This is a genomic window from Streptococcus sanguinis (assembly GCF_008329445.1).
Taxonomy (GTDB): Bacteria; Bacillota; Bacilli; order Lactobacillales; family Streptococcaceae; genus Streptococcus; species Streptococcus sanguinis_O.
The window spans coordinates 319569-339881 of sequence record NZ_VIBR01000001.1; the positions used below are offsets into that span (position 1 = coordinate 319569).

The window sequence follows — 20313 nt, forward strand, 5'->3', positions numbered from 1 at the left end:
TTTGTAGAGGTAGCAGATGAATTTATGGACACATTTGGCGGCCTGTTCATTTATTGAGACAGAGCATGCTTTTTTGCGGCCCATTGTCTTTGAAGATGCGGGGGCCCTATATAAGATTGCGTCCAATCCGGAAAATACTCAATTCATTTTTCCGACAGAAGCAAGCCTAGAGGAAAGTGAATACGTCATTGCCAATTTCTTTATGAAAAATCCTCTGGGGATTTGGGCCATTTGTCACAAGGAAACGCAGGAAATGATTGGCTCTGTCAAGTTTGAAAAGATGGACGAGATCAAGAAAGAGGCTGAGTTAGGCTATTTTCTGCGGCAAGACTACTGGGGACAAGGGCTGATGACAGAAATTGTTCGAGAGATTGCTTTTCTATCTTTTACCCGCTTTGACTTCAAGCGTCTCAGTATTATCACTCATGCAGAGAACCTAGCTAGTCAAAAGGTAGCTCAAAAATCTGGCTTCAGCCTCTACCGGCAGTTTAAAGGGAGCGATCGGTACACGAGAAAGATGAGAGATTATCTGGAGTACCGTTATGAGAGAGGAGATTTTAATGAGTAAGCATCAGGAAATTTTAACCTATCTTGAAAATCTTCCAATCGGCAAGAGGGTCAGTGTCCGCAGTATTTCAAACTACCTGGGAGTTAGTGATGGGACGGCTTATCGAGCTATCAAGGAAGCGGAGAACCGTGGTATTGTTGAGACCAGGCCTCGGAGTGGTACGGTTCGGGTTAAGTCCAAGAAAGTGGTCTTGGAGCATCTGACCTACAAGGAAATCGTTGATATTACAGGCTCAGAAGTATTGGCTGGAGAAGATGGTCTAGAAAAAGAATTTAATAAGTTTTCCATCGGAGCCATGACGGAGCAGAATATCCTACGCTATCTGACAGAGGGCGGTCTCCTGATTGTTGGAGACCGGACGAAAATTCAGCTCTTGGCTCTGGAAAATGAGAATGCGGTACTGGTAACCGGAGGATTTGAAGTCAGCTCGGAAGTTCTGAAGATGGCTAATTTGCTTAATATACCGGTTCTCAGGACCAAGCACGATACCTACACAGTCGCAACCATGATTAATCGTGCCCTGTCCAATATGCAGATCAAGACCGATATTTTAACAGTGGAGCAGGTCTATCGCTCCAGCCATGAGTACGGCTTCTTGCATGATACTGATACTGTTCGTGACTATCTGGATTTGGTCCGTCGCAATCGTGCCAGCCGGTTTCCGGTTATCAACCAGCAGCAGATGCTGGTGGGAGTAGTAACCATGAGAGACGCGGGGGATAAGTCTCCTCTGACAACCTTGGACAAGGTCATGACGAAAAATGTCTTTATGACAGGCCTATCTGCCAATATTGCCAATATCAGCCAGCGCATGATTGCAGAAGATTTTGAAATGATACCAGTAGTGCGCAGCAACCAGACCTTGCTGGGTGTGATTACGAGGCGGGACATTATGGAAAAAATGAGCCGTTCTCAGATTTCCAGCCTGCCGACTTTCAGTGAGCAGGTAGGACAGAAGATTAGCCGTCAGGATGATTTGTTTTCCTTTACTGTTGAGCCATTTATGCTGGAGCAAAATGGTGTGCTGGCAAACGGTGTGCTGACAGAAATTTTGACTCGGATTACCCAGCAGCTCATGGTCAACAGCGGCCGCAGCCTGATAATCGACCAGCTGATGATTTATTTCTTTCAGGCGGTCCAGATTGATGACCTGCTGCATATCCAGCCGCGTATTATCCGTCAGACTAGGCGGACAGCTATTATTGACTTTGAGATGTATCTGGAAGCAATGCTGGTTGCCAAAGCTACGATTACAGTGAAAATTAATTAAGAAGAGGAATTTAGAGAAAGAATGATTACTTTAAAATCACAGCGTGAAATTGACTTGATGGACAAGAGTGGAGATTTTCTGGCTTCTGTCCATATCGGTTTGAGAGACTTGATTAAGCCAGGAATTGACATGTGGGACATCGAAGAGTATGTTCGCAAGCGTTGTAAAGAAGACAATGCGCTGCCTCTGCAAATTGGTGTTGAAGGCTCTGTCATGGACTATCCTTATGCGACTTGCTGCTCTCTTAATGACGAGGTGGCCCATGCCTTTCCCCGTCATCAGAAGCTGGTAGAAGGTGATGTCATCAGCGTTGATATGGTGGTTGGCTTGGTCGATGAGGCAGAGTTGGATGTGTCCAAGCTTGATTTTGACAATGTAGCGCAGATGAAGCAGCACACAGAGAGCTTCCGGGGTGGTGTGGCAGATTCTTGCTGGACCTATGCAGTAGGGAAGATTAGCCCAGAGGCTCAGCAGCTTATGGATGTGACCAAGGAATGTCTCTACCGTGGAATTGCTGCTGCCAAGGTTGGCAATCGTATCGGTGACATTGGCGCAGCAATTCAGGAATATGCTGAAAGTCATGGCTATGGCGTTGTGCGTGATTTGGTCGGTCACGGTGTTGGCCCAACCATGCATGAGGAGCCTATGGTGCCGCATTACGGTCGAGCAGGACGCGGCTTGCGCCTGCGTGAGGGGATGGTTCTGACCATTGAGCCCATGATCAATACAGGTACCTGGGAAATTGATACGGACTTTGAGACCGGCTGGGCACATAAAACGCTGGATGGCGGCCTGTCCTGTCAGTATGAGCATCAGTTTGTCATTACAAAAGATGGTCCTGTCATTCTGACCAGCCAGGGAGAAGAAGGGACTTATTAGAAATCAAAGGCTGGGCACTTGTCTCAGCTTTTTTTGAAGGAGAAGAGAGTGAAGAAATTTTTTGCCAAGATTCGCAGAAATCAGTTTTTAAGAGCATTTTTCCGCTTTTATCGGGCAGCAGATAGTGAGCTGACTAGCGTTGCAGTTGCTTATTATTGGCTGATTTCCGTTTTTCCCTTGCTCTTAATCGTGGTGAATATTTTGCCCTATTTTCACATTCCGGTGGCGGATTTTCTGACAGCTATCAAGGACATGCTGCCAGAGACTTTATATGATGTTGTAGCAAAAGTCGTGCGTGAAGTACTAACCCAGCCTTCGACTGGCCTATTGAGCTTCTCAGTCTTGTCAGCTCTTTGGACTTTTTCCAAGTCCATGAATTTCCTTCAGATTGCCTTTAACAAAGCCTATGGGGTAGCCAAGAGCCGAGGGCTGATTTCTCATCGCGTCATGAGTCTCTTTGTGAGTCTTTGTCTGCAGATTCTCTTTGCCTTGACCCTCTTTCTGACCATGTTCGGCCATATGTCGCTGGATTTCCTCCGTACTTACTGGAAGCTAGATAGCCAGCTCTATCAGCACTTGCAGAATTTTACCGAGCCTCTGATTTACGCCTTACTCTTTGCGGTTTTGGTCATGCTTTATTATTTTCTTCCTAACGTGAAAATCAACAAAAAACGCTATGTTCTGCCTGGCAGCGCCTTTGTGCTCCTGACCATTCTGGCTTTGCTGAATATCTTTTCTGTCTACATGGATAATTATTTAAATCACCTGGTTGATGTTCGATTTTTCAGCTCAATCATCATGGTTGTGATGATGTTTTGGTTTATCATAATTGCTAAAATTTTGATTGTCGGCGCAGTCCTTAATGCTAGTATCCAGAGCTGCTGTGAGTCAGGGTTTCAAGTTGAAAGCACAGGACGTTTTACTTTCAAGAAGAAAGAGCAGGATGAAGAAGAGGACTGATGTTGTTTTAGAGTGGAAAAGGATAAATAGGTATGAAAAGTAAAAAACTAACTAAATGGAAGAGTATTGTGGTCGCTCTAGTCTTGATTCTAGGATTTGTAGGCTATTATATCTGGGATAATTGTCAAAAGGCAAAATTTCAAGAAAATTATGGTCAATATACCTACTATGTGCCTGAGTATAGACCGAATTATAAATTTTTTGAAGGAAAAAAAGCTTTGTTTTATAATTGGGAGCTCGTAGACTCGGAAGAAATGCAGAAAATGGCAACAGTTAAGTCAGAAACAAGTAAGTTTACTAGTGTAAGGGCATTTAATTATGGCTATTTTGTAAATAACTATATGAAGCTGAAGAACAATCCAGAGCAAGGCCTATATGATTTTAATCGGAATGTACCAGAAAAAGGAGAATATTGGAGGTTAGCTGTTTATAAGCTGGTGGGAGAAAAACTAGAAAGAAAAGAATTTGATATTTTTAAGATGGTGCGTTCTTTTGATAATAGTCTTGTCCCGTCTGAAATAGAATCAACCGGAATTTGGATAGATATTTCTCATCAAAAGAAGTATGTTCGAATCCTCCTCCATCCTAAACATTCTAAAAAAGATGAAGATTATAAGGTTCACTTTATTGATTTGGACGAAGGTAAGATTTTACCAGCTAATGAGGTGAAAACGGAAGGTGTATCTAACCAAAACAATTTTGTTTCTTATACGAGTTTTCATGATAATCTAATTAAAAAGGGGGTAATTGTGTCCTATATTGATGCCGGTCTGAGTGATGACTACCCTCCAGAAAACCTCAAAAAAACAGTTCTTGCTAAAAACTATCCAGATTTATATAAAATCATTCAAGGATATGGTGGACAGGTTACATTCCTAAATGAAACAACAGATGTAGCGTTAGTTAAAAAGGTTGCTGAACTCTTCTTTCCGCCAGGAACGAATGTATTTGAGAACGTGACTATCCCAGCTCAATATTCAGTAGATGGGCAGGAACATGTCATTAATTCAGCAGAAGAATTACAAAAATACTATAAGGAAGGAGAAAACTAGAAAAAGATATTTTTGCCAAATTTAAAGAGGATTTTCCTCTTTTTTCTTTTTAGTTAATTTTATTGCATTTGCAACAAAATATGATATAATAGTTTTAATTAAAATTTTAAAGGAGGGGATATGTCAGTATTGCGGGAAATTGGGATTATCGCCCGAGCTTTGGATTCCATTGCTAATATTGAGTTCCGCGACATAGAGCTAGCACGAGGTCAATATCTTTATCTGGTACGAATCGCGGAGAATCCGGGGATTATCCAAGAGGAACTGTCGGAGCTGCTCAAGGTGGATCGCTCAACGGTTGCCCGCTCTGTTAAGAAGCTAGAGGCCAAGGGCTTGGTCCAGCAGAAGGCAGCCAAGGACAACAAGAAGAACAAGGAATGGTTTGTGACGGAAAAAGGGGAAAAACTCTATCCTTTTATCCTAGATGAGAATGACTATTCTGAAGAGACATCCCTGCAGGGCTTTTCTCAGGCGGAAGTTCAAGCCTTGGAGAAAATGCTGGTCCGAGTGCGTGAAAACATCACAGGTGACTGGGAAGCCGTCAAAAAAGGACAAAAAAGAAACTATTAAGATTAAAGAGGTGCATCATGAAAGTTACAGTTGAACATGAATTTTGGCAAGTATTTCCGGAAGCTCAGATTAGTGTTTTAGTGGTCAAGGGGCTGGATAATAGTGTGGATGAAAGTAAGGATCCATATTTCAAATCCCTGCTGGATAAGGGAGCAAAGCGAGCTGAGGACTTTATCTTAGATGAGAACTTCACTCAGAATGAAGTCATTCAGGAGTGGCGGCAGGCTTTCAGCCAATTCAAGACCAAGAAAGGAGCGCGTTCCTCTATCGAAGCTCTGCTCAAGCGGGTCAGTCAGGGACGGGAATTTCATCCAATCAATCCTTTGGTCGATATCTACAACAGTGTCTCGCTGTCTTATGCGGTTCCATGTGGCGGTGAGGATTTGGATAAGATTGTCGGAGGTCTTCATCTAGGAAAAGCCAAGGGTGGGGAATCCTTTTTCCCGCTGGGTGCTGAGAGTGACGCACCGGCACTTCCAGAAGAAATCATCTACTATGATGAAGAAGGGGCTGTCTGCCGTTGCCTTAACTGGCGAGAAGCCCAGCGAACTATGCTGACCGAGGAGACCAAGAATGCCATCTTGGTTATCGAGGCCATCAACGAAGAGCAGGCCGTGCGTGCTCAAGCAGCTATGATAGAGCTTCAGACTCTGATTGAGGACTATTCTGGTGTCAAAGGTGAAATCACCCATCTGACGCTTGATAATCCAAGCTTGGAAATTTAGGAATAAAAAAATCTGGATCAGAATTATCTGGTCCAGATTTGCTTTTATAGGGTGAAATAGACTGATTTGTTGTTATTTCTCCTTGTTTTTAAAGACAAAAATCTTACTAAAGACATAGTTGAGAACGATGATCAGTACTTGAGCAATGAAGGTTTCGATGGTATTGACCATTTTGATATTGTTATTGACAAACTGGCCTATGATCTGTGGGAAGCTAGTGACAAAAATAAAGGTTAGCAGTAAATTTAAGCCCATAGTAGCCAAACGTGCAGTGAAAAATTTGATAAGTCTAGAAGGCCAGCCACTCCTTGCTTGCTTGAAAACGATGGTATCGTTGGTTACAAAAGCAAAGAGAATGCCAAGAATATCACCAATTATCGTAGCCAGTAGTTCGTTTCCCGTCAATTCATAGCAGAGCATCCGACTGACAACGGATACGACAGTTGTTGCCACACCAAAGAAAAGATAGGACAGAACCTCATTGTCAAAGAATTTTTTGATTAAAGTTTTCATAAAGATAGTCTATCATATTTCTAGGATTTATGCTATACTAGTTGGGTTGCCAAATCTGTGGGGAATCAACTAATGATGCTCCACTCATGTGACGCAACCCTTGGCGCTTAGCTTCTTTCGCCAAGCATATTACACGCGGTAAAGCCGCTAAAGGAGAAAATATGAAACAAGAAAAACTGAGAGTTCGTGATTTGGCTCAGATTGCCATTGTTGCTGCTATTTATGTAGCTCTTACGATTACGCCCCCTTTAAATGCGATTAGCTTTGGTGCTTACCAGTTCAGAATTTCTGAAATGATGAACTTCATGGCCTTTTATAATCGGAAATATATCATGGGTGTGACTATTGGCTGTATGATTGCCAATCTATATAGTTTTGGAATCATTGATGTCTTTGTTGGCGGCGGATCCACCTTGGTCTTCCTGTCACTGGGTGTCTACCTTTTTGGTCGCTATAAGAATCAATATCTGATTAAAGGATTGATTCGTTTGGATCATTTCTATTTTGCAGTATTCTTTTCTATTTCTATGGTGACCATTGCTGCAGAGTTACACTTCTTGCAAGGCCTGCCATTCTCCCTGACTTGGTTTACAACGGCCATTGGTGAGTTTGCTTCCTTGATTGCTGGAGCTATCCTTATTAATCAGATTGCGAAAAGTATTGATTTGACAAAATAAGACAGCAGAGAGCGGAATTTCCGCTCTTTTTATGTCCTTTTCTTTTTTAGGAAGAATTCGGAACAAATAGAGGAAGATTTTGTGTATTTGTGATAAAATAGAAGTATGAAAGAAAGAATGTCAGAATTAGTAGAATTGCTCAATCGATATGCTCATGAATATTATACGGCAGACAGGCCAAGTGTATCGGACAGCGAGTATGACAGACTCTATCGTGAGTTAGCGGAGTTAGAAGAAAAGTACCCAACCGATATCCTGCCTGACAGTCCGACACATCGGGTGGGAGGGAAGATTTTAGAAGGATTTGAAAAATATCCACACCAGTATCCTCTCTTTAGTTTGCAGGATGCTTTTTCACGTGAAGAATTAATAGCCTTTGACCAGCGGATTCGCAAGGAATTTCCTCAGGTCTCTTATCTTTGTGAACTCAAGATTGACGGGCTCTCTATTTCCCTGACCTATGAAAAGGGAATCTTGGTAGCAGGGGCGACTCGGGGAGACGGCTCTGTTGGAGAAAACATCACCGAAAATCTCAAACGGGTCAAGGATATTCCCCTGACCTTGAAAGAACCGCTAGACATTACCGTTCGTGGAGAGTGCTACATGCCTAAGGCTTCCTTTGATGCGGTCAATCAGCTGCGGCAGGAGAATGGTGAGCCTGAGTTTGCCAATCCCCGCAATGCGGCGGCGGGAACCTTGCGCCAGCTGGACACAGCAGTTGTGGCCAAGCGCAATCTAGCGACTTTCCTCTACCAAGAGGCCAGTCCGACTCAGGTTGGCAGCCAAGAAGCCGTCTTAAACAAGCTGGCAGATTTGGGCTTTTCAGTCAATCCTACTCATATTCTGGCGGATTCTATCGAAGCAGTTTGGGAGTTTATTGAAAAGATTGCTCAGGAGCGGGACAGTCTGCCTTATGAGATTGATGGTATTGTCATCAAGGTCAATGACTTGGCTGTGCAAGAGGAGCTTGGCTTTACTGTCAAGGCACCTAAGTGGGCCATCGCCTATAAGTTTCCGGCTGAGGAAAAGGAAGCTCAGCTTCTGTCTGTTGACTGGACAGTGGGTCGGACAGGAGTTGTGACTCCGACAGCTAATCTGACGCCGGTTCAGCTAGCGGGAACAACTGTCAGCCGAGCAACTTTGCACAATGTGGACTATATTGCAGAGAAGGATATTCGTCAGAAAGACACCGTTATCGTCTATAAGGCGGGAGATATTATTCCTGCAGTCTTGCGTGTGGTTGAGTCCAAGCGTGTCTCAGAAGAGCCTCTGGAAATACCAAGTCACTGTCCGAGTTGTGATAGTGAGTTGGTGCACTTTGAAGATGAAGTCGCTCTGCGTTGCATCAATCCGCTCTGTCCAGCCCAGATTAAGGAGGGCTTGATTCACTTTGCCAGCCGGGATGCCATGAACATTACTGGTCTTGGTCCAGCAGTAGTAGAGAAGCTCTTTGCTCAAAATCTAGTCAAGGATGTGGCTGGAATCTATCGGCTGACGGTGGAAAATTTACTAGAACTAGAGAACTTTAAGGAAAAATCAGCAAATAAATTGTATACTGCTATTCAAGCTTCCAAGGAGAACTCGGCTGAACGCCTCTTGTTCGGCTTGGGGATTCGCCATGTGGGAAGCAAGGCCAGTCGGATTTTGCTGGAGAAATTCCATGATATTCCTAAGCTGTCTCAGGCCAGCCAAGAAGAGATTGCAGCTATTGACAGTCTTGGAACTGTAATTGCCCAAAGCCTGCATACTTATTTTGAGCAGGAAGGCTCTCAGATTCTTTTGGCGGAGCTGCAAGAAGCAGGTGTAAATCTGGACTATCTGGGACAAAAGGCAGCGGCAGATGCAGCCCTATCAGGTATGACGGTTGTCTTGACTGGTAAATTACAAAAATTGACCCGCAATCAAGCCAAGGAAAAATTGCAGAGTTTGGGTGCTAATGTTTCCGGATCTGTTTCTAAAAAAACGGATTTGGTAGTGGCTGGCCAAGATGCCGGTAGCAAGCTGGCCAAGGCTCAGGAGTTGGGAATTGAAATTCGGGATGAAGACTGGCTTGATAGCTTATGAGGCTGAAGTATGAAGGATAAGATTAAACGAGCACGATTGATTTATAACCCGACTTCGGGACAGGAAATTATTAAGAAAAATATTGCGGAAGTTCTAGATGTTTTGGAGGATGTGGGCTATGAAACCAGCGCCTATCAAACCACTCCAGCGCCTCTTTCTGCTCAAAAAGAAGCTGAAAGAGCAGCAAAAGCAGGATTTGATTTGATTATTGCGGCAGGCGGCGACGGTACCATCAATGAGGTAGTTAATGGTGTGGCGAATCTGGATGAACGGCCTAAATTGGCCTTTATTCCAACTGGTACAACCAACGATTATGCGCGTGCTCTGAAGATTCCCATGGGAGATCCAGTAGCGGCAGCCCGCATTATCGAAAAGAACCAGACCATAAAGATGGATATTGGCCGGGCATATGGCAGCAAGTATTTTATCAATATTGCAGCAGCTGGAACTTTGACAGAACTGACTTACAGCGTACCTAGCGAGGTCAAATCCCGCCTAGGCTACTTTGCCTATGTCGCAGAAGGAGCAAAAAAGCTCCCTCGCTCTAAGTTCCGCAAGGTCCGTATCAAGCACGACCACGGTGTCTTTGAAGGGAAAATCTCGCTTATGTTTGCGGCTCTGACCAACTCTATCGGTGGTTTTGAAAAGCTAGCGCCAGATACTAAATTAGATGACGGGAATTTTACCTTGATTTTGGTCAAGACAGCCAATCTCTTTGATATGCTAAGCCTGATGATGCAGGCTATCAATGGCGGACAGCATGTCGGCGATATCAATGTAGAATACCTCAAAACAAGCAAGCTGCAGCTGGAAGTTTTAGATAAAAAAGGTCCATTTATGCTGAATTTGGATGGAGAATACGGCGGTGATACGCCTGTTGAACTGGAAGTGCTGCACGGTCATTTGGAATTTTTTGCCAATATTGATGAAATCAGTCAGACAGCCCTTTCAATAGAATAATTTTAGATAAGAGATGAAAGAACATGCTAGACTATAAAGTCTTAGTCCATTATCACAATCCGACTGGAGATTATTTCTCCTATGATATGTGGCAGTGGCAAATAAACCAATGGGGACAGGAAGTAGCCTTTTCCAAACTTGATTATTTTGGTATTCAGGGGGAATTATCATTTCAAACCTGGGAGCCCTTAGATCATGCTCATGTGATTATCAAACGTTCAGACTGGTCTAGCCAGTCCTGTGACTATCATATTGATTTGTTACCTCCTCATCTGGTGACGGAAATTTGGCTGATTGAGGGAGATACGCAGGTTTATTATTCTTTGCAGGCTGCAACGACGAGTCACCAGTATTCACGCCGGCGTCCGCATAACTTTGATATGGCCCTGAGAACAGACTATTTCGATGAATGCTGGGGCTATCAAGGCTGGTTGGGACACCGTCAGATTGACGGCGCACATATTTTCAAAGTTTGGGCACCGACAGCTAGGAAGGTAGAACTAGTAGTCTATGAATCAGCTTCCAATCAAGCTCCTGTTTATAAAATCTTCCCAATGCAAAAAGGAGATCGATATTCTCACGACCATAAGGAAAATACCATTGGTGTTTGGTCAGTTGAAATAGCAGAAGACTTGACCGGCAAAACTTATCACTACCATGTTAGCTTTGAATACCGCAATTTTTACACTCGAGATCCCTATACCATTGCGACCAGTCCAGATGGCAAACGCTCAGCGATTCTTGGAGCGGATGAGACAGAAGTAGCCGGTTTTCAGGTCCGGCAGGGTAAAGAAGCCGTCTGGCGTTTGGACAATCCAAATCAGGCAGTGATTTATGAGATGCACATTCGAGATTTGACCAAGTCGGAGACTTCAGGCGTGGATAGTCAGCTGCGTGGAACCTTTCTTGGAGCCTGTCAAAAAGGAACTACCAATTATCTAGGGCGAAAGACAGGCTTTGACTATATCAGTGATTTAGGCGTTAATGTTGTCCAACTTCAGCCTGTCTCTGACCGTCACAAGGACTATGATGAAAATGGAGAGCTGATCTACAATTGGGGCTATGACCCGCAGAACTATAATGCTCCGGAGACTAGCTTTTCCAGCAATCCTGCTGACCCAGCGCAGGCTATTCGCGATTTGAAAACGATGATTCAGGCCTACCATGATGCGGGGATTTCTGTGACACTGGATGTTGTTTACAATCACATCTACTCGACCTATGATTCTGCTTTTCAGGCTACAGTACCGGATTATTACTATCGGATGAATCCTAATGGCTCTTTCCAAAACGGAACTGGAGTGGGGAGTGAGACAGCCAGCGAACATGAGATGTTCCGCAAGTTTATGATTGACTCTCTTCTGTACTGGGTAGAAGAGTTTAATGTAGATGGCTTCCGTTTCGACCTAATGGGAATTCATGACGTGGAAACGATGAATGCTATTCGTCAAGCTATGGATGAGGTAGATCCGCGAATCCTGCTCTATGGAGAAGGCTGGGATATGGGAACGGGCTTGAGGCCAGAAGACAAGGCCAAGAAGGACAATGCTTATCAGTTGCCGCGGATTGGATTTTTCAATGATACAGAGCGGGATGCGGTCAAGGGAGCCGAGGTTTACGGCGGCATCAAGGCTGGTTTTGTCAGTGGTCAGGCGACGGAGGATATCGTCGCTAAGTCTATCCTTGGCAGCAGGGAGCTAGGCAGCTATCTCAGTCCTGATCAAGTTCTTAACTACGTGGAGGCACACGACAATTTCAATCTGCATGATTTGCTTGCGGAGCTGCATCCCGATGATGATATTCTGACTCGTACCAAGCGGATTGAGCTGGCAACTGCCATGAACCTGCTCATGCAGGGTATGGCTTTCATGGAGGTTGGACAGGAATTTTCTCGTACTAAGCTCGTAGCTACGGGGGAGGACGGCCAAGTCCTGCATAGCGATCGCGAAAGGGCTATGAACAGTTACAATGCACCAGATGCAGTCAATCAGGTGAATTGGGATATTTTGCAGGATCATCAAGAGAGTATTGATTTTATCAAGAACATCATTCGCCTCAAGACAAGCTGCAAAGCCTTTTCTTATCAGACCTATGAAGATATTTACAAGCATGTCTTTGTCCAATCAGCAGAGCAGGGCAGTGGTTTGATTATCTTTGAGATTAAGGATGAAAAGCATTATCAGGTTATTTTTAATGCTAGCGGCCTGCCTTACTATCTGCCTAATGCAGACAAGCTGTGCCTCCTAGTAGGCAATAGCCGTCATAAGAAGCCTTTCTATGTTGAAAATCTGACGGTTTCTATTTTTGAAGTTATTCAATAAGTTATTAGCTACATGAAAAGCGGCTCTTTGTCAACTGTAGTGGGTTGCTAAAAAGTCATATCCTGGAGAGGACTAAATCAGTCCTCTCCTTTTTGATGTTCAAAGCGATGAGGATTCTAGTTTTAAAATTGTCAAAGTTCCGAAAGCCGAAAGCGTTTCGCTTGATGACTTTGATGAGGTTGTTAGTAGCTTCTAGTTTTGCGTTTGAGTAGGGCAGTTCCAGTTCGTTCAGGATCTTGTCCTCATCTTTCATAAAGGTCTTAAAAACAGTTTGAAAAATAGGATTTACACAAGAGAGGGTATCTTCAATGAGTCCAAAGAAATGCCCAGCCTGTTTCTCTTGAAAATGAAAAAGCAGGAGTTGGTAGAGTTTATAGTGTTCTCGGAGTTCTTGAGAGCAAGAGAGAAGTTTTTCTAGAATCTCTCCGCTGGTCAAGTGCATGCGAAAAGTTGGACGATAAAAACGTTTATGGCTGAGTTTACGGCTATCCTGTTGAATGAGTTTCCAGTAGCGTTTGAGTGCCTTATATTTGTGCGATTTTTTATCCAACTGATTCATGATTTGGATGCGAAGGCGGTTCCATAGCCCGGCTGAGATGTTGTACAATGTGAAAACGATCCAGAACGATTTTAGCGTTTGGAAATAGTTTTCTGGCAATATCGTAGTAGGGGCTAAACATGTCCATTTTAATGATTTTCACTCGACTTCTTACCTGTCTAGAATAACGAAGGAAATGGTTGCGAATCGTTGCTTGAGTCCGCCCATCTTAAGATAGCTATAATCTTTCTGGAATCGAAATCCTGTGCAATAAAGCTCATCTCTATCTGCCGATTGAAACAGTCACTTCCCTGACTGTTTCCACATCCCAGCTCATGTATTCTGGAAGGCAGTTAAGGTCAGTCTTGAACTTGAATTCTTTCAATTTACGAATGACGGTGGAAGTAGAGACAGCTAAGCTTTCAGAGAAGGCTGTCATAGGGACTTTCTCGATTAGTTTTTGAGCAATTTTCTGGTTGACGATGGCTGCGATTTGGTGGTTTTTCTTGACTAAGGAAGTCTCTGCGACCGCCATTTTCCTACAGACTTTACAGCGGAAACGTCGTTTCTTTAACCGAATCAGCGTTTTGTATCCCACACACTCTAGATAGGGAATTTTTGCTTCTTTCTGGAAGTCATATTTAGCCATTTGTCCTTGACAGTGAGGGCATTTAGGAGCGGGATAATCTAGCTTAGCGATGATTTCTTTATGTGTACCAGCATCTAGAACATCCAAGATAGTGATATTCTGGTCTTTTATTCCCAGTAAGTTTGTGATAAAATTTAACTGTTCCATAAGAGTCTTTCTAATGATAGTTTCATCGCTTTTCATTATAGGGCTTATGGGACTTTTTTCTACAACAAAAGAGGCTCCATCATTCCTACAGTGGTGTTACCCACTGCAGAAATTATAGAGCCTGAAGAGCCTTAAGTCCATTGGACTTAAGGCTCTTGCTATCTATGGATTGGCTGTGGAGCTAGAGCTGGAAGAGCTCGAGTCTTCTTGACTACTATCTTCGTCGCTGCTGCTAGTTTGGAACTGCTCTGGATGCAGTGCCCGGTAGCTTGGCGAATTAAAGAGGTCCACAGTGGAGACATTGCCTCGTTTAGAGTAAAGGCTGGTCGATTGGTCGCCTTTTTCTTTTTCAATAGCCAACAAGGCCTTCATTGAATTAAGATAAGAGTAATCTTTAGGGTTGACCTTGCCTAAGTCATTTCCCTTGTAGAAGCGAATCAAGTCACCGGTTTGAATTGCATCACTCATCTTAAGCTGAGTATTGGCGGCATTACGAATCTCATCTAGTTCTTTCTTGATGGTTTCGTCAGGATTGGTAATTTCTTCACCGGTCTGGGTGTAGTAGGTTCGTCCATTGAAGCTAGTGTATTTTGGAGTGACAAAGTTATTGCTGGAGCGGAAGGCTGTGATTTGCTGATGCTGAGATGACAGCAGGTCTTGTCCAACTTGAAGGTAGTTCTTAGAGTCAATGCCCAGTAAATGCTCCAATGTTGGCAGCATATCTACTTGACCACCGTATGTATCAATGATCTTTCCTTTGTCCATGCCAGGCACCACTACCATGTATGGTACGCGCTGCATCATGGCATTGTCGTAGTTGGACCAAGTCTCAGAGGTCTTTCCTACAAGAGGGGCCAAGTTAGGATTACGGGTTTGGGAAATTCCAAAATGGTCTCCATAGAGAACGATAATAGAGTTGTCATAGAGGCCAGATTCTTTAAGATAATCAAACAAGGCCTTGACAGAAGAATCTAGATAGTTGGCAGTGGCAAAGTAACCGTTGATGGTTTCATCCTTGGTCTTAGCCAGCGGGAAGCCAATTTCGTCACCAATCAGACTTGTCGTGTAAGGATAGTGATTGGAAACCGTGATATACTTAGCATAGAAAGGCTGCTGCAGGTGTTCCAGATATTTGATGGAATCTTTCAGCATAATCTTGTCATTTAAGCCGTACTGGAAGGAGTTGGTGTCGTCCTGCTTGGTAAAGTAAGACGCATCGAAGAAATAGTTATAACCCCATTGCTTGTAAGCTGTATTGCGGTTCCAGAAGCTTCCTGTATTTCCGTGGAAAACAGCAGAAGTATAGTTGCCGTTTTTGGAAAGAATAAAAGGTGCAGCTTGTTGGGTATTGGTACCACCGTAGTTGACCATGAAAGATCCTTGATTGAGACCGAAGAGCCCAGTTTCAATCATGGTTTCAGCATCAGAAGTCTTACCAGCCTTGACCTGGTTGAAGACATTAGAGAATGCTAGAGTCGAATTGGAGTGGTAGAGGGAATTGAGGAAAGGTGTCACCTCGTACTCTTTCCCATCTGCCTGCAACTTATAGTCAATCAGGAACTGCTGGAAGCTTTCCAGATGGACATAGATAACATTGCGGCCTTTGGCAATCCCGTAATATTCTGGATTAGGTTCCGCATAGTGGGATTGGATATATTCTGTTACTGGTTCCAAGTCTTTTTCAGAAGCTTTGGAGCGCTCCCGATTGGCGGTATATGTTTGGTTAGCACTGTAACCTAGAAAGGCTGGCAAGCCCAGAGCCCGAACGACATAATAGTTGGAAAATCCACGTGACAAGAGCTCAGGCCGGTCAATTTCAGCCAAGAAAAGGTTGGCTGAGAAAAGCATGGCGGACAGGGAGGTCACAGCAAAGCTGGCGCGTTTATTGAAAGGCCGGTCATCCATTCGGATGTATTTCTTAAAGAATAAGAAAGCCAAAATCGGGAAATCAATCAGATAAAGAATATCCCAAGGGCGGAAGAGCTCAAGTGCTGCTTCCCCAAGTCCAGCTGAAACGCTGCTAGAAGCTAGCATAGTATTGACTGTAACAAAGTCACTGAACTCGCGGTAGTAAATGGAGTTAGATACCAGCCAAGCAAAGAGGAGCAGATAAATTCCGAAGGCTAGGCTGTAGAATAATTTGGTTCGTTTTACATAAAGTGCTAGTCCTAGCAGCAAGAGGCTGATAGGGAAAGGGTTGATAATAGCTAAAAATACTTGATAAGCACCTTGAATATCGAGGTTGAAATCAATCGTGTAGGCCCACATGGTTTTTATCCAATAGAGGACCAGTAAAATCAAGACAAAACCTAGTCTCGTACTCATGAAATTGAGTAAATTCTTGGTTATTTTTTTCACAAAAAGTTACTTCCTTGTCTTATTTCCTAAAAATTTTCTCCTCTAAGTATAACATAATTTCTCCAGTTAAGGAAAATTTGAGCCGCATTTGAGATATTTTAAATCGGCGAAATTGTAATATTTCTATAAAAGTCTTATCCCCTCTATGGAGAGGTTTATAGTCGTTTTGCACTTGTTTGTGAAATCTTTTATTAACTCAAATGTAAAATATGTTTTGAGAATTTTCACAATCTTTGGTATAATATAATTTATGAATAAACTTACTGTTACTCAACAGGTAGAAGAAAAACTGAGAAAGGGCATTCTTTTATTAGATAAAAAGGATTTTTCTGCTCTTTCGCTTCAAAATCAATGTGTGGAGCTGCAAAACCGTCAGGGAAAGTTCTTAGGCACAGCCTATCTCTCTCCGCAGAATAAGGGAGTAGGCTGGCTGATTTCCCAGAAGAAGGTAGAGCTGAACTTGGATTTTTTTCAAACTCTCTTTGAGCAGGCTAAGAGCAGACGTTCTACTTATTTCCATTCGGCTGACACGACAGCTTTTCGACTCTTTAATCAAGAGGGGGATGGCTTCGGTGGCTTCACGGTGGATTTCTACAATGACTTTGCGCTTTTTTCTTGGTACAATGACTTTGTCTTTGCTATCAAGGAGCGGATTCTGACAGCCTTCGCTAAGGTTTTCCCAGAGATTCAGGGAGTTTATGAAAAGATTCGTTTCAAGGGTTTGGACTATGAATCGGCCCATCTCTACGGAGCGGAAGCGCCGGAAACCTTCACAGTCTTGGAGAACGGTGTTCGCTATCAGGTTTTTCTGAATGATGGTCTCATGACCGGTATCTTTCTGGATCAGCACGATGTGCGTGCCAGTCTGGTAGATGGTCTGGCTGCTGGTAAAAGTTTACTCAATATGTTTTCCTATACAGCTGCTTTTTCAGTGGCAGCAGCCATTGGCGGTGCCAGTCAGACAGTATCAGTTGATTTGGCCAAGCGAAGCCGTGAGCTGTCTGAAGCTCATTTTCTGGCCAACGGTCTGACACTGGATCAGCATCGCTTTCAGGTGATGGATGTCTTTGATTATTTCAAGTACGCTAAGCGTCACGATCTAAGTTTTGATGTCATTGTGATAGATCCGCCTAGCTTTGCTAGAAATAAGAAGCGGACATTCTCGGTTGCTAAAGATTATCATCGTTTGGTTGCACAAGCTTTGGAAATCCTGAATCCTCAGGGAATCATGATTTTAAGTACCAATGCAGCCAATCTTTCCAAAAGTAAGTTTAAACAAGAAATTGAAAAAGGCCTTGCCGGCAGAAAGCACCGCTATCTTGCGGAGTATGGCCTGCCAGCAGACTTTGTCTATAATAAAAAAGACGGGAGCAGTAATTACCTCAAGGTATTTACAATAAAGGTGGACCAATGAAATTAGTCGTTTCTGTAATGCCCAAGAGTTTAGAAGAAGCTCAAGAAATTGATGTATCACGCTACGAAGAAGCGGATATTATTGAATGGCGGGCAGATTTTCTGGCCAAGGATGATATTTTAAATGTTGCGCCAGCTATTTTTGAAAAATTTGCCGGACGTGAATTGATTTTCACGCTGCGGACCCGTCAGGAAGGCGGAGAAATCGAACTGTCCGATGATGAATACGTAGCTCTCATCAAGGAAGTAGCAGGTTTTTACCAGCCGGATTATATCGACTTTGAATATTTCTCTCACAAGGGGAAATTTGAAGAAATGCTTGAGTTTCCTAATCTAGTGCTGAGCTACCATAACTTCGAGGAAACGCCTGAAAATATGATGGAAATCCTGTCTGAGTTGACTTCTCTGACCCCTAAGGTTGTCAAGGTTTCTGTCATGGCTCACAATGAGCAGGATGTGCTGGACTTGATGAACTATACTCGCGGTTTCAAGACTTTGAATCCTGAGCAGGATTTTGTCACCATTTCCATGGGAAAAGTCGGCAAGATTTCACGCATTGCGGCTGATTTGACAGGTTCCAGCTGGTCATTTGCCAGTCAGGATATGGCGTCAGCACCCGGTCAGATTTCTCTGAGCAATATGAAGAAAATTCAGGAGATTTTGAATGAGAATTAATGGCCACACCCGCATGGCTGCTGTGGTTGCCAAGCCAATTAAGCACAGTATTTCTCCTCTTATTCACAATATGGCTTTTGAAAAGACTGGTGTCAATGGTGTCTATCTAGCTTGGGAAGTAGAAGTGAAGGATCTGCAGGCCAGTATAGAAAATATCCGCAGATACGATATGTTTGGTGTCAATCTTTCCATGCCCTACAAGCAGGAAGTGATCCCTTATCTGGACGAGCTGGATGTCAGTGCCCGCCTTATCGGAGCAGTCAATACCGTTGTGAATAAAAATGGAATTTTAGTTGGTTATAACACAGATGGCAAGGGATTTTTTAAGAGCTTGCCTTCTTTTGCTATTCGGGGCAAAAAAATGATGATTTTGGGAGCAGGTGGAGCAGCGACAGCGATTATTGCTCAAGCAGCTTTGGACAATGCAGAGGAAATTTTTGTCTTTACTCGGCAAGCTTCCTATGAGAAGATTGTCAGCAAAATGGAAGCTATCAGTTGCCAAACCAAGTGTCGTATCCAGGTACTAACCTTGGAAGATGCGGATAGCTTGCAGGATAAAATCAATCAATCAGACCTTCTGGTAAATGGAACCAGTCTAGGCATGGATGGCATCAGCATGCCCCTGCCTGAACAGCTTGAACTGCCTAGCCAGATTTTAGTTGCAGATGTTATCTACCAACCTTTTGAAACGCCCTTTCTCAAATGGGCCAGAAATCAAAATGTCACAGCGGTCAATGGACTTGGTATGCTGCTCTATCAGGGAGCAGAAGCCTTTGAGTTTTGGACCGGCAAGACCATGCCCAGTCAGGAAATTTGGCAATGTTTAGAAGAATTGTATAAATAAGGAGGCGCTTATGAAACTGAATGTGAATCTCCCGCATCATCCCTATGATATTCTCATCAAAAAGGGGTCTTTATCTCAGGCTGGAAGTTGGCTAAGTCAGCTTTGGCAGCCTCAAAAGGTAGTTATCGTCACGGACAATCGAGTGGCTAGACTCTATGCGGAAAAGGTCAAGCTGAGCTTGGAAGCGGCTGGGTTTGAGGCCTTTGTCTTTGACTTTTTAGAGGGTGAAGCCAGCAAGAACTTAAAGACCGTCAACAAAGTCTATGAGTTTTTGGTCAAGGTTGGTCTGACCCGCAGTGATGGTATCGTAGCCTTGGGTGGCGGAGTCGTCGGTGATTTGGCGGGCTTTGCCGCTTCGACCTACATGCGGGGTGTGCATTTCGTGCAGATTCCGACCAGTCTGACAGCTCAAGTGGACTCCTCTATCGGTGGTAAGACAGGTGTCAATACACCTTGGGCCAAGAATATGGTCGGCACCTTTACCCAGCCTGACGGAGTTCTGATTGACCCTCAAGTCTTGCAGACTTTAGGGCAACGTGAACTGATTGAAGGTATGGGTGAGGTAGTAAAATACGGCTTGATTGAGGATAAGGAACTCTGGGATGAGCTTTCGGAAATGGATGGCAGCCCTGAGTCGATTTTGGAGCATGCTGAAAGCATCATCTACCATTCCTGCGATGTCAAGCGTAAGATTGTGGTCGAGGACGAGCTGGATAATGGCGTCCGCCTCTATCTGAATTTCGGTCATACTATTGGGCACGCTATTGAAGCAACAGCGGGCTATGGCAAGGTCATGCACGGTGAAGCAGTGGCGATTGGCATGGTACAGGTTTCTCGTGTCGCTGAAAAGAAAGGCCTCATGCCAGCCGGAATCACAGAAGACATTATCCGCATGTGTCAGAAGTTTGGCTTGCCGGTGGATTACCAGCCTTGGGATGAAAATGCTCTCTATCAGGCACTGACCCATGATAAGAAGGCTAGAGGCAACTCTATCAAGCTAGTACTGGTGCCTGAGCTGGGTTCGGCTAGCATTCACCAGATTCCGCTGGAAGAGATGAAAGAATTTCTGAAGAAATAAGTGCCAGATGGAGTTTAAGACGATTGGACAGTTTGGATAAAAATAGACAGGT

17 protein-coding genes, 1 pseudogene and 1 riboswitch are annotated in these 20313 nt (G+C 43.8%); of the genes and pseudogenes, 15 read left to right on the forward strand and 3 right to left on the reverse strand.

The features are described from left to right. The first annotated feature begins 16 nt into the window (after positions 1-16). The 7 genes from FKX92_RS01665 to FKX92_RS01695 all read left to right on the forward strand — a co-directional run bounded on the left by FKX92_RS01665 (position 17) and on the right by FKX92_RS01695 (position 6024). Positions 17-568 carry a GNAT family N-acetyltransferase gene (locus FKX92_RS01665; protein WP_002897261.1) on the forward strand — a complete coding sequence of 184 codons (552 nt, stop codon included), beginning with the start codon at positions 17-19 and terminating at the stop codon, positions 566-568. Further along, positions 561-1838 carry a CBS-HotDog domain-containing transcription factor SpxR gene (gene spxR / locus FKX92_RS01670; protein ID WP_009659239.1) on the forward strand — a complete coding sequence of 426 codons (1278 nt, stop codon included), beginning with the start codon at positions 561-563 and terminating at the stop codon, positions 1836-1838. The genes FKX92_RS01665 and spxR overlap by 8 nt, the downstream gene beginning before the upstream one ends. A gap of 21 nt (positions 1839-1859) precedes the next feature. Continuing rightward, a complete protein-coding gene (locus FKX92_RS01675) occupies positions 1860-2717 on the forward strand; it encodes a methionyl aminopeptidase (RefSeq protein ID WP_149565329.1) in 858 nt (285 codons plus the stop codon). 33 nt (positions 2718-2750) lie between these two features. Beyond that, positions 2751-3677 (forward strand): YihY/virulence factor BrkB family protein, encoded by a 927-nt coding sequence (locus tag FKX92_RS01680; protein ID WP_187759386.1) that lies wholly within the window; start codon positions 2751-2753, stop codon positions 3675-3677. Between the two features lie 32 nt (positions 3678-3709). Further along, positions 3710-4729 (forward strand): hypothetical protein, encoded by a 1020-nt coding sequence (locus FKX92_RS01685; protein ID WP_149565331.1) that lies wholly within the window; start codon positions 3710-3712, stop codon positions 4727-4729. 120 nt (positions 4730-4849) lie between these two features. Beyond that, positions 4850-5299 (forward strand): MarR family winged helix-turn-helix transcriptional regulator, encoded by a 450-nt coding sequence (locus FKX92_RS01690; RefSeq protein ID WP_149565332.1) that lies wholly within the window; start codon positions 4850-4852, stop codon positions 5297-5299. Between the two features lie 17 nt (positions 5300-5316). After that, positions 5317-6024 (forward strand): B3/B4 domain-containing protein, encoded by a 708-nt coding sequence (locus tag FKX92_RS01695; RefSeq protein ID WP_149565333.1) that lies wholly within the window; start codon positions 5317-5319, stop codon positions 6022-6024. 72 nt (positions 6025-6096) lie between these two features. Here FKX92_RS01695 and FKX92_RS01700 read toward each other — a convergent pair whose 3' ends face one another. Then, a complete protein-coding gene (locus FKX92_RS01700; protein WP_101771540.1) occupies positions 6097-6537 on the reverse strand; it encodes a GtrA family protein in 441 nt (146 codons plus the stop codon). 28 nt (positions 6538-6565) lie between these two features. Further along, positions 6566-6701: riboswitch (PreQ1 riboswitch) on the forward strand. Between FKX92_RS01700 and FKX92_RS01705 the strand changes: the two genes are divergently transcribed. From FKX92_RS01705 to pulA, 4 genes are all read left to right on the forward strand, one after another. After that, entirely contained in the window at positions 6699-7214 is a 516-nt protein-coding gene (locus tag FKX92_RS01705) for a QueT transporter family protein (RefSeq protein WP_149565334.1), read from the forward strand. (Overlaps the previous riboswitch by 3 nt.) Positions 7215-7319: 105 nt before the next feature. Further along, positions 7320-9278, forward strand: a complete 1959-nt coding sequence (ligA, locus tag FKX92_RS01710; RefSeq protein ID WP_149565335.1) for an NAD-dependent DNA ligase LigA — start codon at positions 7320-7322, stop codon at positions 9276-9278. A 9-nt stretch (positions 9279-9287) separates the two neighbouring features. Next, the gene (locus FKX92_RS01715; RefSeq protein WP_002895076.1) at positions 9288-10238 is read left to right on the forward strand and encodes a diacylglycerol kinase family lipid kinase; all 951 of its coding nucleotides are present in this window, start codon (positions 9288-9290) and stop codon (positions 10236-10238) included. 23 nt (positions 10239-10261) lie between these two features. Beyond that, positions 10262-12559 (forward strand): type I pullulanase, encoded by a 2298-nt coding sequence (gene pulA, locus FKX92_RS01720; RefSeq protein ID WP_125351136.1) that lies wholly within the window; start codon positions 10262-10264, stop codon positions 12557-12559. 55 nt (positions 12560-12614) lie between these two features. On the opposite strand, the pseudogene FKX92_RS01725 reads toward pulA, so the two are convergent. Both FKX92_RS01725 and FKX92_RS01730 read right to left on the reverse strand, forming a co-directional pair. After that, a pseudogene (locus FKX92_RS01725) lies at positions 12615-13893 on the reverse strand (ISL3 family transposase). Positions 13894-14055: 162 nt separating this feature from the next. Beyond that, positions 14056-16251, reverse strand: coding sequence for an LTA synthase family protein (locus FKX92_RS01730; protein ID WP_125356793.1), 2196 nt, complete (start codon positions 16249-16251; stop codon positions 14056-14058). A 250-nt stretch (positions 16252-16501) separates the two neighbouring features. On the opposite strand from FKX92_RS01730, the gene FKX92_RS01735 reads away from it, so the two are divergent. The 4 genes from FKX92_RS01735 to aroB are packed head-to-tail and all read left to right on the forward strand — an operon-like array spanning position 16502 to position 20261. Next, on the forward strand, positions 16502-17665 hold the full coding sequence (locus FKX92_RS01735) for a class I SAM-dependent rRNA methyltransferase (protein WP_002912810.1): 1164 nt from the start codon (positions 16502-16504) through the stop codon (positions 17663-17665). Further along, on the forward strand, positions 17662-18339 hold the full coding sequence (gene aroD, locus FKX92_RS01740; protein WP_002900029.1) for a type I 3-dehydroquinate dehydratase: 678 nt from the start codon (positions 17662-17664) through the stop codon (positions 18337-18339). The genes FKX92_RS01735 and aroD overlap by 4 nt, the downstream gene beginning before the upstream one ends. Further along, the gene (locus FKX92_RS01745) at positions 18329-19183 is read left to right on the forward strand and encodes a shikimate dehydrogenase (RefSeq protein ID WP_002912809.1); all 855 of its coding nucleotides are present in this window, start codon (positions 18329-18331) and stop codon (positions 19181-19183) included. Before aroD ends, FKX92_RS01745 begins: the two co-directional genes overlap by 11 nt. Positions 19184-19193: 10 nt before the next feature. Next, entirely contained in the window at positions 19194-20261 is a 1068-nt protein-coding gene (gene aroB / locus FKX92_RS01750; protein ID WP_149565336.1) for a 3-dehydroquinate synthase, read from the forward strand. The last annotated feature ends 52 nt before the right edge of the window (positions 20262-20313 follow it).